The sequence below is a fragment of the Kosakonia sp. MH5 genome, assembly GCF_009935945.1.
In the GTDB taxonomy this organism is placed as follows: Bacteria; Pseudomonadota; Gammaproteobacteria; order Enterobacterales; family Enterobacteriaceae; genus Kosakonia; species Kosakonia radicincitans.
The window spans coordinates 394,981-412,645 of sequence record NZ_QODH01000003.1 but is presented as its reverse complement, the minus strand read 5'-3'; the positions used below and the strand labels follow the sequence as shown (position 1 = coordinate 412,645).

General features: G+C 55.4%; 13 protein-coding genes. 10 read left to right on the top strand and 3 right to left on the bottom strand.

The genetic code is table 11. The features are described 5' to 3' along the window. Positions 1 to 97 precede the first annotated feature (97 nt). The 8 genes from bcsA (at position 98) to oxyR (ending at position 12,850) form a co-directional block, all read left to right on the top strand. A complete protein-coding gene (gene bcsA / locus DK872_RS11765) occupies positions 98 to 2,215 on the top strand; it encodes a UDP-forming cellulose synthase catalytic subunit (RefSeq protein ID WP_007370311.1) in 2,118 nt (705 codons plus the stop codon). Further along, positions 2,205 to 4,529, top strand: a complete 2,325-nt coding sequence (gene bcsB, locus DK872_RS11760) for a cellulose biosynthesis cyclic di-GMP-binding regulatory protein BcsB (RefSeq protein WP_007370310.1) — start codon at positions 2,205 to 2,207, stop codon at positions 4,527 to 4,529. The genes bcsA and bcsB overlap by 11 nt, the downstream gene beginning before the upstream one ends. Further along, positions 4,526 to 8,224, top strand: coding sequence for a cellulose biosynthesis protein BcsC (locus DK872_RS11755; protein ID WP_161518382.1), 3,699 nt, complete (start codon positions 4,526 to 4,528; stop codon positions 8,222 to 8,224). Before bcsB ends, DK872_RS11755 begins: the two co-directional genes overlap by 4 nt. Positions 8,225 to 8,236: 12 nt before the next feature. Then, positions 8,237 to 8,698: a cellulose biosynthesis protein BcsD gene (gene bcsD, locus DK872_RS11750; protein ID WP_035887601.1), complete on the top strand. Its 462-nt coding sequence runs from the start codon at positions 8,237 to 8,239 to the stop codon at positions 8,696 to 8,698. Between the two features lie 46 nt (positions 8,699 to 8,744). After that, positions 8,745 to 9,704, top strand: coding sequence for a sensor domain-containing diguanylate cyclase (locus DK872_RS11745; RefSeq protein ID WP_007370307.1), 960 nt, complete (start codon positions 8,745 to 8,747; stop codon positions 9,702 to 9,704). Positions 9,705 to 9,739: 35 nt separating this feature from the next. Continuing rightward, positions 9,740 to 10,669: a UTP--glucose-1-phosphate uridylyltransferase GalU gene (gene galU, locus DK872_RS11740; RefSeq protein WP_079517393.1), complete on the top strand. Its 930-nt coding sequence runs from the start codon at positions 9,740 to 9,742 to the stop codon at positions 10,667 to 10,669. Between the two features lie 43 nt (positions 10,670 to 10,712). Next, positions 10,713 to 11,723 carry a glycosyl hydrolase family 8 gene (locus DK872_RS11735; RefSeq protein ID WP_007370305.1) on the top strand — a complete coding sequence of 337 codons (1,011 nt, stop codon included), beginning with the start codon at positions 10,713 to 10,715 and terminating at the stop codon, positions 11,721 to 11,723. 212 nt (positions 11,724 to 11,935) lie between these two features. Then, on the top strand, positions 11,936 to 12,850 hold the full coding sequence (gene oxyR, locus DK872_RS11730; RefSeq protein ID WP_007370304.1) for a DNA-binding transcriptional regulator OxyR: 915 nt from the start codon (positions 11,936 to 11,938) through the stop codon (positions 12,848 to 12,850). Between the two features lie 2 nt (positions 12,851 to 12,852). On the opposite strand, the gene DK872_RS11725 is transcribed toward oxyR, so the two are convergent. Beyond that, a complete protein-coding gene (locus tag DK872_RS11725; protein WP_007370303.1) occupies positions 12,853 to 13,278 on the bottom strand; it encodes a hypothetical protein in 426 nt (141 codons plus the stop codon). Between the two features lie 455 nt (positions 13,279 to 13,733). Between DK872_RS11725 and DK872_RS11720 the strand changes: the two genes are divergently transcribed. Both DK872_RS11720 and DK872_RS11715 read left to right on the top strand, forming a co-directional pair. Further along, positions 13,734 to 14,450, top strand: coding sequence for a nitroreductase family protein (locus DK872_RS11720; protein WP_079517392.1), 717 nt, complete (start codon positions 13,734 to 13,736; stop codon positions 14,448 to 14,450). A gap of 159 nt (positions 14,451 to 14,609) precedes the next feature. Beyond that, the gene (locus tag DK872_RS11715; RefSeq protein WP_161518381.1) at positions 14,610 to 15,419 is read left to right on the top strand and encodes a hypothetical protein; all 810 of its coding nucleotides are present in this window, start codon (positions 14,610 to 14,612) and stop codon (positions 15,417 to 15,419) included. A gap of 42 nt (positions 15,420 to 15,461) precedes the next feature. Here the strand turns inward: DK872_RS11715 and DK872_RS11710 are convergent, their stop codons facing one another. Both DK872_RS11710 and DK872_RS11705 read right to left on the bottom strand, forming a co-directional pair. Further along, positions 15,462 to 16,583 (bottom strand): cupin domain-containing protein, encoded by a 1,122-nt coding sequence (locus DK872_RS11710; RefSeq protein WP_007370299.1) that lies wholly within the window; start codon positions 16,581 to 16,583, stop codon positions 15,462 to 15,464. 88 nt (positions 16,584 to 16,671) lie between these two features. Continuing rightward, positions 16,672 to 17,580, bottom strand: coding sequence for a LysR family transcriptional regulator (locus DK872_RS11705; protein ID WP_161518380.1), 909 nt, complete (start codon positions 17,578 to 17,580; stop codon positions 16,672 to 16,674). Positions 17,581 to 17,665 lie beyond the last annotated feature (85 nt).

The following is a 17,665-nucleotide window of genomic DNA, read 5'->3' as shown; positions in this document are numbered from 1 at the left end:
CGACAAAGATGAGTCGGCCAGGTTGTGAATTTTAACAGGTCACCGGAACAGTTTTGTGCCGGTCTGCCTTTATTCTATTCTGTGCAAGATTATAAACATGAAAAAAATCATCAGATTTATTTTCACGCTGGTACTACTTTTATTATCGCTGCTGGTGGTCATCACACCGATGAACAGCGATAAACAATACCTCTTTGGCCTGAGCGTGATGGCTGTTGTATTAATTCTTGGGCGGGTGAAAGGAAAAAAAGCGGTGTTAGCAATGCTGACACTCTCGGTACTGATGTCCACGCGCTATATCTGGTGGCGCGCCACCACAACGTTGCATTTCGATTCAACGCTGGAAATGCTGCTCGGCAGCTTGCTGTTTGCGGCAGAAATATATTCGTGGACGATTCTGTTGCTCGGTTATATTCAAATGGCCTGGCCATTAGAACGCCCTATTGCGCCATTACCGCCGGATAAATCCACCTGGCCGACGGTCGATATTTATGTGCCGTCATATAATGAAAGTCTCGATGTCGTGCGCGATACCGTGCTGGCGGCGCAGTGTATTGAATATCCGCAGGACAAGGTCAAAGTCTATATTCTTGACGATGGAAAACGCGATGAATTCCGCGATTTCGCCGCCGAAGCGGGCGTCCATTACATCATCCGCCCGGATAACAGCCACGCGAAGGCGGGCAACCTGAACCACGCCATGACCCTCACCCAGGGTGAGCTGATTTGCGTGTTCGATTGCGACCACGTTGCCACCCGCGTCTTTTTGCAGGCTACCGTCGGCGAGTTTTTCCGCGATGAAAAACTGGCGCTAATCCAGACGCCGCACCACTTCTACTCCCTCGATCCGTTTGAACGCAACCTGACGGCAGCAAAACGCGTTCCGCACGAAGGTGCGCTGTTCTATGGCCCGGTACAGAAAGGGAACGATAACTGGAATGCCACCTTCTTCTGCGGTTCCTGCGCGGTGATCCGTCGCAGCGCGTTAAATGAAGTTGGCGGTTTTGCGGTAGAAACGGTGACCGAAGATGCCCACACCGCGCTGAAATTACAGCGTCGCGGCTGGAACACAGCATTCCTTGATATCCCACTGGCGGCCGGGCTGGCAACCGAACGGCTGGCGCTGCATGTGAACCAGCGTATTCGCTGGGCGCGCGGCATGACGCAAATTTTCCGTATTGATAACCCGCTGCTCGGGCGCGGCCTGAAGCTGACCCAGCGCATTTGTTACCTTAATGCAATGCTGCACTTCCAGTATGGCCTGCCGCGCGTGGTGTTCCTCACCTCGCCGTTGGTGTTTATGTTGTTCAACCTCAACATTATTTCCTCCTCAGCGACGCTGATTTTTGCCTACGTGCTGCCGCACCTGGTGCTCTCCACGATGGTGAACTCGCGCATCACCGGGCGTTATCGTTACGCGTTCTGGGGCGAAATTTACGAAACGGTGATGGCATTCCACCTGATCCTGCCGACACTGCTGAGCCTGATTTCACCGCGGCTGGGGAAATTCAACGTGACCGACAAAGGCGATCTGACGGACCGCGACTACTTCGACTCTCACACCGTACGCCCGCTGATCATCACCACGCTACTGATGGTCGGCAGCATGATCTGGGTGGGCGTGCGCTACTTCATGCACGACTACGCCGGGATCGATCCGCGCGTCATTCTGTTCAATATCGCGTGGGGCACTTTCAGTACCATCATTTTGCTGGCCTCGATTGCCGTGGCGAAAGAGACCAAACAGATCCGCAAAACCATCCGTATTTACGCCCGCCTGCCGGTGACCGTGCTCTTTTCCGACGGCTCGCAAATGCAGACCCGTACCTTTGATATCTCGATGGGTGGCGCGCGCGTGGCGCTGGTGAAAGGGGAAGATCTGAGCAGCAAAACTCCGGTCCGTATCGAACTGGGTCTGGGCGGTGAGATTGCCCATGTGCCTATTCTCTCTGCGGGTACCGGCGTCGGCGATATTCGTCTGGAGTTTGACACGCTGCCGCTGAGCGAACGCCGCAAGCTGGTCCGCGTGGTGCTTTCCCGCGCCGATGCCTGGTATCGTCCGCCGCATGCGCCGGATCGCCCACTCGCTTCCTTTCTGGGGATTTTGCAGTGTGTGTTTGAGCTGTTTTTCGGTCGCAAAAAAATGGCGGGCGGTTTTAACAGCCAGATGAAGGTCGTCGCGAAAAAGCAGGAAGAGGTTAACAATGCGCTGTAAGCCTATCGCACTTGCCACCCTGCTTGCCTGTTCGGTGAATACCCCGGCGTTTGCGCTCTCAAGCGATAACGACGCGCCGCCGACGCTGCCGACACCGCTTTCGCTGCAAGGAACAACGCCTGCGCAGCCGCAGCAGATGGTTCCGGCGAATACCAGCAACCAGAATATCACCAGCACCCTGAGCTTTGGCGATATGGGCGCAACCGGCGGGCTGACGCTCTCCGGTCAGCAGTTGCAAAACGGCGTGTCGTTCAACCTGCCGGGCGATCTGGTGATCACCGACGCACATATCAGTCTGAATGTGCAGGTCAACCGCAGCGATGTCAGCGGCGAAAACCTGCAACTGATGCTGAATGGTCAGCCGCTGGGCGCCATCCCGCTCGATCAGTTGCAGCAGGATAAAGGTTACTGGCAACTGGATGTCCCGGCCTCGATGGTCGCGTCCAGCAACAACCTCAGCTTCCAGCTGAAAACCGGCGACGACATTATTAATAATGTCTGGAGCTGCCAGCGCCCGCTGCCCGCAGATTATAAAGTGACGTTACAGCCAGAATCGTCGCTGAACTATCAGGGATTGTGGCTGAACGTTCGCAAAACGCTGGGCACATTCCCGCGCCCCTTCGTCGATATCAAACAGACCAAAGATCTGGCGATCAGCATAGCTTACCCGGCGACGCCAGATGCGGACGTGCTGACCGCGTCAGCGATTGTCGCCTCGCAGTTTGGCGCATTAAGCAACGGCAAACCCAGCCGCTTTGACGTGCAGTACGATGCCCTGCCCGTCGGCAACGGCATTCTGATTGGCAAACCGGGCCAGACCATTGGCGGCATCACCCTGCCGGAAACCAACGGCGCAGCGTTGCAGGTGATTGATAACCCGCAAAACCCGGCCTGGAAATTGCTGATCATTAGCGGCCACAACGAGATGCAGCTACGCCAGGCGGCGTGGCGTCTGACATTACCGGCGCTGCCAGACAGCGACACGCTGGATGTGCCGACGCTGAAAATCGCCCAGCGAGCCGCCTACGATGCGCCGCGCTGGATCAACACTGAACACCCGGTTGCCGTGCGCTCGCTGCTGACGGATGAGGGCGCGCTGATTGCCCACGGCGTCTGGCACGGCGAGAACCGTCTGCCGTTTCGTACCGCGCCGGATCTGTTCCTGTGGGATGGCTCCTCCGTACCGCTGCACCTCAACTACAGCTTTGCGCAGAAAAACTGGATTGACGATCAGGACTCCTTCCTCAACGTCAGCCTGAACGGCGAGTTCCTTAAACGTCTGCCGGTCAGCAAAGAGGGAATGCTGGCGCCGGTGCTGTCGATGCTCGGTTTATCGCAGCGCCAGCAGAGCGCAGTGGTCAACATCGATCCGCGCGCCATTCTCGGCAGCAATCAACTCGGTTTCTGGTTCGGCCTGAAACCGCAGAAAAACGCTCCCTGCAACGCCATGGCGGATGAGAACATCCAGAGCCGGATTGACGGTGATTCAACGCTCGATTTCAGCCGCGCATGGCACTTCGGCAAGCTGCCGAACCTGGCGTGGTTCAGCGGCGCAATGTTCCCGTTCACGCGCCATGCTGACCTCGCGCAAACCACGGTACTGATGCCTGCGCACCCTACGGTTGATGACGCCACCGTGCTGCTGAACCTGATGGCACAATCCGGGCGCGACACGGGCGTTACCGCCAACTATCTACACCTCTATACCGGCCTGCCCGGACAGGAAGAGGCGCAACAGCAGCTGGCCGACAGCGATGTGCTGGCGATTGGCAGCCTGAGCAACGGCGAGATGCTGAATCCGCTGCTGCAAAACAGCGCCTTTGCGTTGAATGAAAATACGCTGGAAGTGAAAACCGCCAGTGCCGTAAGCCGCGTGTTATCGCTGCTGCGCGGCGATCAGGCGCGCACGGATATGGATGCGGCTGAGTATCTCAGCGACAACAATCAGTGGCGCGGCTTGCTGAGCATGCGCTCGCCGTGGAACGCACAGCGCGTGGTGGTAGTCGCGACAGCGACCGACAACCACCAGCTTTCGCAACTGGCGGAAGACATGAACAAACCGGCCTTTCTCTCCATCGCCGGGGGCGATTTCACCGCCGTTAACAGCGCCGGGGAGATCAAAAGCTGGCGGGTGGGCGAGCAGTTCACCAGCGGCAACCTGCCCGGTTATATGAAAATTTTGTGGTTTGCCAGCGAGCATATTTTCTGGCTGGTCGCCCTTGCCTGCCTGATTGCTGCGGTTTCCGGCCCAATGCTGTTCACCCTACTTCAGCGCCACGCCCAACAACGCCTGCAGGATAAAACAAAAAAATGAATACGCGTAAACAACTGACGCAGGCTTTTTACCTGCTGTGCCTGGTGGGCGCCAGCCATCCTGCTGCTGCCGATACCGCTGACGCCAGCGCGAATGCGGCCGCAGTGAAAAAATTGCTGGCGCAGGCCAGCTACTGGCACAGCAAAGCGCACGACGATATGGCCATCGATGCGCTGCAAAAAGTGCTGGCTGCGGATGATAAGAATATCGATGCCATGTATCTGATGGCGCTTTATCAACTGCAACAAGGCAACGTGCAGCAATCGGAAGTGTGGCGCAAAAAAATCGCCGATATTTCGCCGCAGGACCCGCGCCTGAGCGCGCTGACCAGCGCCAACACTCTGCGCAATATCCCGCAGGATAAACTCAACGCGGCGCGTCAGCTGGCAAGCCGTGGGCAGATTAAAGAGTCCATTGCCGCCTGGCGCGCGCTATTTAATGGCAATCCGCCGCCGGATGATGTGGCGCTGGAGTATTACCAGACCATGGCCGGTGACAGCGCCAGTTGGGGCGAGGCGGTCGCCGCCATGCGTCAGCGTGCCAGCGTGATGCCGGACGATGAGCCAACGAAAAAGGCGCTGGCGATGGCGCTCACTTATCAGGAATCCACGCGCCGGGAAGGGATCTCCCTGCTCAGCACGCTGGCTGCCGATGATAAAAGCGCTGACAAAGCCTTGCAGCAAGCGCTGCTGTGGCTGGATGCCAAAGCCAGTGATCTGCCAGCGTATACCGCCTGGGCGCAGCGCCATCCGGAAGACAGTGCACCAATGGATCACTACCGTAAAAGCGTGGAAGGCGATGCCACTAAAGCGGGCTTTGATGCATTGAACGGCGGCGATCTCGGCAGCGCCAAAGATCGCTTCTCCGAAGCGCTGCAAACCCGCGCCAATAATGGCAACGCGCTGGCCGGGATGGGCTATGTCGCACTGCGGCAGAACAACTTTGCCGATGCCGAGAAATTCCTGCGTCGTGCGGCGCAAGAAGATGCCAGTAACCAGAACAGCGCGCAGTGGATAAAAGATGCCGATAACGCCCGTTTCTACGCCGCGCTGGGCCAGGCCCGTAGCCTGAGCCAGAAAGGCAGCTACGACCAGGCGCTGGCAAGTTTGCAGAGCGCCGACAGCCACGATGAAAACCAGCAGCAGGCGGCGGGTATGCTGCGGGCCGATATCCTGCGGCGTCAGGGCAAGCTGTCGCAATCCGAAGAGGAGTACCGCCAGTTGCTGGCGCAGCGTCCACAGAATACCGATATCAGAACGGGTTTGTGGTGGGTGCTGAAGCAGCAGAATAAACAGGCAGAAGCAGACGCCATGCTGCAAACCCTGCCCGCCAGTCTGCGTACCCGTTACGCCGCCGTTGGCGATAACGGCGACAACGAACGCAAAGCCGCGCAGGCCGCGTTGCAGGCCGGAAACAGCTCACGGGCGATGCAGATCCTGCAAAACGCCTCCGGCAAATACCCGCGCAATGTCTGGCTGCAACTCGATTACGCCCGCGCGCTGCGCAAAGCGGGCCAGAAACAGCAGGCCTCGGCGTTAATGTCTGGCGTGGCGCAACGCGACAGCAGCAATAAAGAAGCGCTGTATGCCGCTGCGGTCTATGCCGCCGAAGAGAGCGACTGGTCGCGCGCGCAAAGCCTGCTCGCCCGCGTGCCGCGCAGCAGTTACAGCGCCGATATGACCGCACTGTACACGCGCGTGCAGATCAACCAACAACTGGATATTGCCCGCAACTATCTGCGTCTTGGCAATGCGACCGCGGCGCGCAACTCGTTACTGGCTCTGCAACGTAATCCGCCGCAATCGCCGGTCGATGCGGGCCGTCTTGCTGAGTTATTGATGCAGAGCGGCGACAGCGCTGGCGCGCTGCAACTGGTACGCGACAGCCAGGCGCAGGGGTTACACGGTTCGGTACTGGATTATGCCGGGCAGATCCGCGTGCTGAACCAGGCCGGGCAGTTTGCTGAAGCCGAAAGCCTGCTGAATGCGCCGGTATTGCAGAACGGTGCCAGCGAGCAGGAGATGAGCGCGATCCGCTTAGGCGGTTTGATCGTTCGCGCCGATCGCCTGCGGGAAAAGGGGCAAATCGGCAAAGCCTGGTCACTGTTAATGCCGGAACTGCAAAACAATCCGACCAATACCGATCTGTTGCTGGCCGTGGCGCGCGTCTACCAGGCCGATCATATGGATGACAAAGCCACGGAAATCTATCAGTACGTGCTGCGAAAATCGCCACGGGATAAGCAAGCGCTGACCGGAATGGTGAATATGGCGCTGGCCCGCGGCGATAACGACGAAGCGCGGCGAACCTTTGCCGGGCTGGAGCCGAGCCAGGATGCCGATTATATGCTGCTGGCCGCGCGCGTGGCGGCGGCCAACGGTGAAAATCAGCGGGCGATGTCGCTGCTGCGCACTGCCCAGTGGCGTCTGCAACAGGGCGGCGATGACGATAGCGATGAACTGAGTTCGGTGATGTCGCTGCCGTCACCAACGCGTCAGGCGCAGCTCACTGCAATGAGCGGCATCAACACCATGATGCGCGATCTGCAAGAGAAAAGTGCCACCTGGACCAGCGGCGGCGTTTCATTGCGTAGCCGTAATGGTGAATCGGGTCTTGGCGCGCTGGATGAAGTGCAGGCACCGCTGATCCTTTCGGGCGCGGTGGGCGACAGCACGCGCCTGAGCCTGAACGTCACGCCAACATCGCTAAACGCTGGCGAGATGTCCGGTGAGGCGGCGAACCGCTTCGGTTCCGGGGCGCTGGAACATGCGGAGAAACTGGCAGAAGCGGCGGCCAGTACCAGCACAACGACCACTTCAACCAACGCCTCCAGCCAGGGTTCGCAGCAGGCAAACGGCGTGGCGGCAAGCCTCAGCCTGAGCGGTGACAGCTACAAACTGGATGTCGGCAGCACACCGACCGGCGGCGAGTTCACCCGTCTGGTGGGCGGCGTGGAGTGGAACCCGAAACTGACGCAGAACAGTTCGCTGAACCTGAAAGCAGAACGCCGTGCCGTCACCGACAGCCTGCTGTCGTATGTTGGGGTAAAGGATAAGAGCACCGGTGAAAGCTGGGGCGGCATCACCCGTAACGGTGTTTCAGCGCAGTACGCCTGGGATAACGACCTGATCGGGCTTTATACCCGTCTGGGCTTCGATACCTACGTCGGAACAAATGTGCCGACCAACCACGCCGTCACCGCGCAGGCGGGCAGCTATCTGCGGCCCTGGAAAACCAGCGACAGCGAGCTGAAAGTGGGGGTGAACGTCAACTATATGAACTTTGACCGCAACCTGAGCTACTACACCCTCGGCCAGGGCGGTTACTTCAGCCCGCAAGATTTTATGGCGGTATCGCTGCCGGTGACGCTGACGCGCCACATTAACGACTGGGATCTGACGCTCAATGGCGCAGTGGGTTATCAGTCTTATAAGCAGGATAAAAGCGATTACTTCCCGGGCCACAGTAGCCTGCAATCAGAATTAAACAGTTACGCCAGCGACGATGACGATGTGGACGCCGTCTACAAAGCCACTTCGAAAAACGGCATTGGCTATACGCTGGGCGTGGATGCGCGTTACCACCTCAGCGACAACCTGGCTCTCGGTGCGAACTTAGGGTACGACACCTTCGGCAGTTATAACGAAGGCAAGGCGTTGGTGTATTTCAAATATTACGTCGATCAAGACAAATAACCCGTGGGATAGATGATGTTTAGCAATCAGGACACTTATTTACAACGCAATTATCAGGCTGGCTGGCATGACCTGGTGTATCTGTTTTTTAACGAATACACCGAAGGCCGGGGTGATAAAGATCCCGAAGCCCTGAGACGTATCGGCCAGATGATGGCCCAGTGGTATCCCATTGATGGCGCCGCCACGGTGAACGAACTGGAAGCGAGCATTAACCGGGTGCTGGAGCTGTTCAACTGGGGCTTTGTCAAAATGGCGCCCGCCCAGCGCGAACTGATCCTGCTGCACTGCGCGTGGCCGCATGCGCCGGAATACCGTGACGAAGCGGGCTGGCGTCGCGCCAGCGCCTATGTGCTGGAAGGCGCGTATTCGCAGTGGCTGGTGTCACAGGGCGCGGGCAATCAGGTGCCGGTGCGCTGGAAGGATAACGCCACCGAAGATGTGCTGATTTTCCGCTACGCCATTAACGAATGACGTCGCAAAGGCATATCCACCCTATATCAACGATCAGGTGACCATCATGTTTAATGAAATCATGGTTTCAGGCAGGAAACTTGAAATCGAGGCAGTTAATTATATGGAGGATAATGCCTTTGTTTCGCTGGTTCTCGATACCTCCGGCCAGCTTATTCACGCCAGTCCGTTTTTCTATCAATTAACGGGTTTCAGTCGTGATGAGGTGCTGGGCAAAGTATTGTTTCAGTCGACGGATGAAACGGTTGCTATTTCACTGGCGATGGCGATTAGTATTGCGAAAAAAACCGGTGATAACTGGCAGGGCGAAATATCGCAGCAGAAAAAAAACGGCGAGATGCTTTGGCTTGATACCCGCTTAATGCCGCGTCGCGATGAAACGGGTGAAATATTTGCCTTTATCCTGTTGGGGTTTGATATTACCCGGCATATGGCGATCCGCGAGAAATTACATTTTCGTGCGCACAATGATGCATTAACCAAAACCCTGAATCGCCAGGGGTACTATATTCGTAGCCGCAAAAAAATCCGTGCCGCTAACGCGCGCGGCGCACAGATTGTGGTGGCGATACTGGATCTCGATAACTTTAAAAATATTAACGACGATCTGGGGCATGCGGCAGGCGATGAAGTGCTGCGCTGCTTTATCAGCCGGGTAAAACAGTGTATTTCCCGCACCACACTGCTTGGCCGGCTTGGTGGTGACGAATTCGCCCTCACCTATATTGATGGCGTTGACGAACCTGCCGGTCGCGGCGTGCTGCAATTAATTGTCGAAGCCACGCGCCAGCCGATGTATTTGCATTACCTGCAACAAACCGTGGAATTATCGGTGAGTATTGGTGTTGCCAGTTATCCGGAACACGGGCCGAACTTTTCCTCTATTTTAAAAGCCGCTGATACCGCCCTTTATAAAGTGAAGGCGCGAGGCGGTGATGATTTTATTAACTACCAGGTTCCAGGCGTAAATGAATCGGGTGGCATCATCAACAGCATTGTGTGTTGATTTTTAAACAGCAAAATAAATAACAGGAAACAATTATGTTAAAGGCTGTAATCCCAGTGGCAGGACTCGGTACGCGTATGCTTCCGGCAACCAAGGCTATCCCGAAAGAGATGTTACCGATCGTGGATAAGCCGCTTATTCAGTATATCGTGCAGGAGTGTTACGCCTGCGGGATCCGCGAAATCGTGCTGGTTACGCACTCTTCCAAAAACGCCATCGAAAACCATTTCGATACCTCTTTTGAACTGGAGTCGCTGCTGGAATCGCGCGTGAAAAATCAGTTGCTGGAAGAGGTGCGGACTATCTGTCCGGCAGGCATGAACATTATGCATGTGCGCCAGGGGCACTCCAAAGGTCTGGGCCACGCGGTGCTGTGCGCGGAACCGCTAATTGGCGATAACGACTTCGTGGTGCTGCTGCCGGACGTGTTGATCGACGACAGCCGTTGCGATCTGTCGCAGGATAACCTGGCGGCAATGATCGATCGCTTCACCACGACGGGCGCCAGCCAGTTAATGATTGAAACCGTTAACCACGAAGATGTTTCCCGCTATGGCGTGGTGGATTGCGGCGGCATGAACCTCCCGGCAGGTGATTTTGGTCTGGTAAAAGGCATGGTGGAAAAACCGGCCGTTGACGAAGCGCCGTCCGACATGGCGGTGGTTGGCCGCTATGTGCTTTCAAAAGCGATTTGGCCGCTGCTGCGTAAAACGCCGATCGGCGCAGGCGGTGAAATCCAGTTGACCGATGCTATCGCGATGCTGCTGGAGAACGCGCCTGTGGAAGCTTACGCCCTGACCGGTAAATCTCACGACTGCGGCGACAAGATTGGCTATATGAAAGCTTTTGTGGAGTACGGCTTACGTCACGGCGCGACCGGCCCGGCTTTCCGCCAGTGGTTGCAGCACGAATTGACGTTAAAACCCGTGGCTGACGCCGTTGAACGCATCGCCGAAGCGGTATAACGACTGAGCCGGTAACTGCCCTATTTTCACCACAGGATGTCTCATGTTAAGAACCACCTGGCTCATGCCGTGCCTGCTATTGTCGCTGGCCATGACCGCTTTTTCAGCCCGCTGTCAGGACAGCAACTGGGGGCTGTTTAAACAGAACTACCTGAGTCAGGATGGCCGCATTATCGACCATGAAAATGGCGATATTAGCCATTCGGAAGGTCAGGGATATGGCATGTTACTGGCCGTCGTTAACGACGATCCCGCCACATTTGAAAAAGTGTGGCGCTGGACGCGCAACACCTTATTACGCCCATCGCTGTGGCTGTTTGCCTGGCGCTACGATCCACGCGAACGCAAAGTGACGGACGATAATAACGCCAGCGACGGCGACACATTGATCGCCTGGGCGTTATTGCTGGCGGGCAATAAATGGCACGATGAGAGTTATCTCACCGCCTCGGAAAATATTCAGGATGCAATTATCAACTGCCTGGTGATTGAACAGGATTCCCGGACATTACTCCTGCCGGGCCTCACTGGGTTTACCAAAGACGATGGGTATATTCTCAACCCATCCTATTTTGTCTTTCCGGCCTGGGAGAGTTTCTGGCAGCAACGGCATAACAATATTTGGTTAAAACTGAAAAAATCGAGCCTCGAATTACTCAATAAAGCGCGTTTTGGTAAGAGCCAACTGCCCAGCGACTGGATTTTTGTTAAGAATAGTGGTGAAGTCATGCCAGCCGCGAACTGGCCGGCAAGATTCAGCTACGATGCGATTCGCATTCCGCTTTATTTAAGCCTCAGCGATGCGCAGCAACATTCGATGGAAAATTTCCGTCATTTTTGGGCGGGCTACACTCGCAATGACACGCCCGCGTGGGTGGATGTCTCAGACAACGAACGGGCTAGTTATCCGATGTCTGGCGGCATTCTGGCGGTGCGTGATTTAACCATGGGCGACTATCCACAGATGGAAACGTCTTTGCGTTCGGGTGAAGGTTATTATTTGTCCGCATTACATATGTTGTCGTTATTTGCGGCTTCGTTGAAGACGCATTAGTGGTATTACACGCAATGTCCGGCGCGGGAGTGCACCGGAGTCGGGCAGGATGCCGCTGAAAGTGAAAGCAATAATAAAAACCATCAAATCTCATGTACAGGCATGAGGGGGAAACCTGATGACAGAGTTGAAAATAATAAGACGTCATTTACACAACACGTTGCTACAGGTGGGCTCTCAACTACGCGGAAATTTGCGCCCCGGGGACCATAATGAACATCCGTAATCTTGAGTATCTTGTCGCGCTGGCGAAGCACCGACATTTTCAGCGCGCCGCTGAAGCCTGCAACGTCAGTCAACCGACGTTAAGCGCTCAGTTGCGTAAACTGGAAAACGAACTCGGTTTACAACTGCTGGAACGTACGACGCGCAAGATCCGCTTTACGCAAACCGGGCTGCGGCTGGTTGAGCAAACCCAGGTGGTGCTGCGGGAGATTGAAGCGCTGAAAAATATGGCCAGCAGCAGCCACTATCAGAGCCTGATGCAGACGCTGGATGTCGGCATTATTCCGACGCTGGCACCCTATATTTTTTCCCATTTGAATGCCGTTTGCCGCGAGAATTTCCCGGAAATTGAGCTGGAGATCCACGAAGCGCAGACCAACCAGTTGCTGTATATGCTGGAGTCCGACACCATCAAATGCGCGATCATGACTTCCAATAAAGACACCAGTAAATACGTTGAACTGCCGCTGTTCGACGAGCCGCTGGTGCTGGGCGTCAGCCATCAACACCCCTACTCGCGCATGAACGAAATCGATATGGGGCATTTGAAAAATAATAAGATTCTGATGATTGACGATGGCAACTGTCTGCACAGCCAGGTGCTGCGCTACTGTTATCAGTTCGAGCTGGAACCGGATTCACGTTTTGTGGCGATGCACCTGGAAACCCTGCGGCGCGGCGTGGCGTTTAATCGCGGCGTGTCCTTCTTCCCGTTGCTCTCGACCCAGCAAGGGAGCAACGAAAATATTCGTTATATCCGCTGTGTCAGCCCGGAACCGAAACGTAAAGTGGTGTTGATATTTCATCGCAGCGATCCAATGCGTAAGAAATATGAAATTCTGCGTAATGCGATCGCACGTTATATGGAGCGCTACCTGATCGACTATAACGCGATGGCGTAATGCTAACGGCGCGGCGCTGAAGCGGCGACGGAATCGCGATTATGACGGCAATCTTGCGCCTGCGAGGTTGCCGATTTTTTTATCAGCCCCTGCATTAATTCTTCCGGTAATAACGTCCCCCGGTGGTACATCTCTTCGATATTCAGCCACAGGCTCACCAGCATAATGGTGTAATCCGCCACCGAGGCGGGCGCATGCAGAGGGGCCATAAACGGAAAATGAACCAGCAGTTGCTGTTTATCCTCCTCCGTTACGACTCCCTGATACCAGGGCGCAGAGAGTTGGCGATAAACGTCGGCCTCCTCCAGCGAACAGGCCCAGCTCAGGCGCACTGCGATGGTTTTCACGAACGGCGGGATCGAGGTGTTTTCCTCCGCAAGCGGAGTCAGGCTCGACGTAAGATCGTGACCGTGCGATTCAGCGTTCATTTTTTTCCTCAATGCCTGGCGGGTAGCAAACTATATTCATCGACCCGTGCGGAAAATACTTTAGGCTTATTATTTAAAATAGAGAATAAAATGAAAATGATCCATGCGGATTGTCTTAAATCTTAAAAAAAATCATATAAAGCAATGGGTTATTTTACAACCAATTATTGATAGCATCGATCTAAAATAGCCTTTTTGATTTATTCCATAAATTAAACCACACCATTAATCGATTCACCTCCAGGGTTATTGCACTTATTTCATTATTTACGTGAAAATCTATCCCCGCCATCTGCAAGCTTGATGACGTTATCGGCAAACGGATTCCGCACGAGGCGTTTTTACCGACAAATACCGCGCTTTATTCCATCTATTTGCTGCATCAATGGGTGAGATCCTGTGCTCTGATAACCTGATATTTTTCCCTTTGCCGCTCACAACAGGAACAGTGACTCATGGATCCGTTTCAGCAAATTTTGAAGTCTACGCTCGCCCGCACAGAGAGCGTGCCGCAGACCACCACGCCGCCGACGCTGCCGGAAGCGGAGCGTGTTTCCTGGACTGCCAGTGTCGCGGCGGAAGATTTTCTGGCGCTGGCTAAAGCACGGCGCACCATTTATACGCTGGGCAAAGATCTGCCGGTCGCGGAAGAGACGGTGATCGATACCATTAAAGAGGCGATTCGCCAGGCGCCATCGGCGTTCAATTCGCAAAGTTCGCGCGCGCTGATCCTGCTGGGCAAGGAGCACGATCGCTTCTGGGGGCTGGTGCGCGAACAGTTGCGTAAAGTGATCCCGGCAGAAAGTTTCCACGCCACTTCCGACAAACTCGACGGCTTTACCGCCGCTGCCGGTTCGGTGCTGTTTTTTGAAGATCAGGAAATAGTGACCGCGCTGCAACGCCAGTACATCGCCTATGCGGATAACTTCCCTGTCTGGTCAGAACAGAGCAGCGGTATTGCCCAGTATGCCGTCTGGCTGGCGCTGGCAGAGAAAAGCATTGGCGCTAACCTGCAACACTACAACCCGCTGATCGATCAGGATGTGCGCGAGACATGGAATATTCCGCCGAGCTGGAAACTGCGCGCGGAGATGAACTTCGGCAGCATCATTGCGCCCGCCGATGAGAAAACCTGGATTGATGACGACAGGCGTTTTATCGTCGCCAGATAATTCGCTGTAAATAGCTGCCTGCGGGCAGCTATTTTGTTTTTAGGGTAAATATTCAGCACAGCCTATCGCACAAAGCGAAACCCTCTTTTTGTGGTTGCTGAGTTAATTTCGTCGGATAAGATATTTCTAATTTCATTATTCATTGCAGAAGGAAGAAACATGAACCTGCAAAGCATTTTGGGTAAACAGGTGCTGGGGGTACTGGCTTATTATTGCGGCGAAAAGATTACCGTTAATATTTGCGCCATTTACCCGAACAGCGATAATTCATTACGCGTTTTTTTCCATAACGGCCACCAGCTCTCCGTTGATGATTTTGCCACAGTCCATCTTGATAACCGTACCGGCGTTGACGAATTTGACGCCAACATCTCCGTATACCGTAGTTCTTACAAAGGACGGGTGATCGCCATTGATGGCGACTGGGTGGTGCTGGCGCCGCGCGAATGCCAGTTGCTGCACGGCTTTAAGAAGGTTATCGATATTAAAGAAACGGGCTATCGCTACCCGGACGATCCGCGCGCCGATACGCTGGTCCCGTTCACTACATTAACGTCATTACCGCCACTGGAAATAAAAGATCATCATAATAAAGTCGGCGTATTAATTACCCACGCGCAGGAACAACCGCATACGACGGTGCTGGCTTTTCTCTCGTCTTCAGATAACGACATATTTTTAATCACGTTCCCTGAGACATTTAAATCGAAAGTGCTGAAAAAAGATAACCGCTGCCTTTTCGCCATGGATGAGCGTGCAAATTATATTTTCGAGAACGCCATTCACTGGAATTACACCACCTTTGAAGGCCGCGCATTTTTAATTCCCAACGGCAGCCCATTATTTCTGCAAGTTCGTGAAGCGTTTATCGAGAAAAACCCGTGGGAGATGGCCTTTTTCCTGCGTGAAGATCTGGAGATGTACCACATCAAGAGCGACCATCTGGTCTGCTCCGGCGAAAGCGCCTGACAGAAAACCCTCCGCGGCCAGGCGCGGCGCGGAGGGCGTAGCTTACTCGTCGAAGAACCAGTAGCCCTGATTTACCAGCCAGGCCAGCTCTTCGGCAAAGTCCGGGTTGTCCAGCGCGTTACCCAGCTCTTTCTGCCCGATCACCGTATAACGGCACAGCGCGTCGGCGGCCTGCGGCTCGGTCGTTTCCAGGCATTCGCTGTTCACAAAGAAGCTGTCGCCGATATGGAGTACGCGCAGCCCGCTCAGGCGAGTCAGCACCTGCCCTTCCTGCAACGCCGCAACAATCTCGTCGGCGCTGTAGTCGTCCGGCTCGGGCGACACATCCAGTTCATGGCGCGGCGTGGTAATAAAGCTGCCAAACCACTGTTTGAAATGAACCGGATCGTTGATCATGTCGATCATCATGCCGCGCAGGCGATCGAGTTCATACTCTTCCACCCGCCCCGGATGTTCACGACAGGTTAAATCCGGATCGCTGTAGTGCTCGTTACCGAGATCGTTTTCCAGTGCGTAGTCGGCAAAGCTGCTGATCAGATCGCGACCGTTCGGCCCGCGAAAACCGATCGAGTAGTTGAACGCCGCTTCGTGAGTGAAACCATCGTGCGGGAATCCAGGCGGAATGTAGAGGATATCGCCCGGCTCCAGATCTTCATCAATGATCGGCTCGAAAGGATCGACGTGCAGCAGCGCCGGATGCGGGCAAAACTGGCGCATCGGCAACTTATCGCCCACGCGCCAGCGGCGGCTGCCCATCCCCTGAATGATAAACACATCGTACTGGTCGATATGCGGACCAACGCCGCCGCCCGGTACGGAATAAGAGATCATCAGATCGTCAAAGCGCCACTCCGGCAACACGCGAAACGGCTTCACCAGTTCGGCGGAAGGTGCGTGCCAGTGGTTTACCGCCTGCGCCAACAGCGACCAGTCGGTTTCGCCCAGATGATCAAACTCCTCGAAGGGACCATGCCACGCCTGCCATTGCCCATTTTTGTGGCTGACAATGCGGCTGTCGATTTCCGGTTCCATCGCCAGACCAGCCAGTTCATCAGGCGTGATCGGATCAACGAAGTCCGGGAAGGCGCGTTTCAGAACGACAGGTTTCTTTTGCCAGTATTTTTCAAGAAATTCCGGCCAGTTCAGGTTGAGTTGGTAAGCCATGGATTCACACCAGTAAGAAGGGACACCGGCAGATTATAAAGAGCGCGACGGGTTGCCCGCCTTGTCATTGGTCAAGCGCATGCAGGACTTATGATGGCGCAATATCCAGTTGGCCCAACACCGCAAGTAACGCATCCACCTTCGGCAGTAGCTGCTTGCGTCGCGGCCACACCAGGGTCAGCGCCAGCCCCTCCGGTTGATGCTGTGGCAGGATCACTACCAGCTCGCCGCGCTGCAATTGCGTATGCGCCAGCCAGGTGGGCAACTGGCCGACGCCCAGCCCGGCGCAAATCGCCTGCACCTGCGCATCAACATCGCCCAGCGCCATGCGCCAGGGCACCGTGCGCCACTCCGGATAGCCGTCGGCGGTGGTGAAGATCCAGGGTTTGCTGCTGCCATCGACCCGCTCGTAAAGGATCGCTTTATGCCGCAACAGTTGTGCCTCATCCTGCGGCATGCCTTCACGTTGCAGGTAATCGGGCGATGCGCAAAACACCATCTTTTCGCGCCCAATGTGTCGGCACCCCAGCGAGGCGGGCAGTTCAGAGGTTTGGCCGATCCGCACGGCAACGTCGATGCCCTCTTCAAACAGATCGACGAAGCGATCGGAAAAGGTCAGGCTGAGTTCGATCTCCGGGTGCTGCTGGCAAAAAGGGATCAGCAGTGGCATCACGCCCAGCCGTCCGTAAGTATTCGGTACCGCCAGCCGCAAACGACCGGAAGGGATGGTGCGGTGCGCCGCCAGCACCGATTCGGCTTCCGCCAGGTCTTCCAGAATGCGCAGACAGGTCTGGTAATAAGCCTGCCCGGCGTCGGTTAACTCCAGCCGCCGGGTGGTGCGCTCCAGCAGCCGCGAACCAAGCCGGGCCTCCAGACGGCCGATGCTTTTACTGATCGCCGATCCCGTCAGATGCAGCCTTTCGGCGGCAGCGGTAAAGCTCCCTGCTTCGACGCAGGCGACAAAGGGGATGATATCTTTAAGACGTTGGTCGCGCATAGATTCGTGAATTCAGGTCAGTAATAGTGTGAATTAATACCAGAGATAAGAAATAAATTCTTCATTAGTCTGTACTCATCACGAT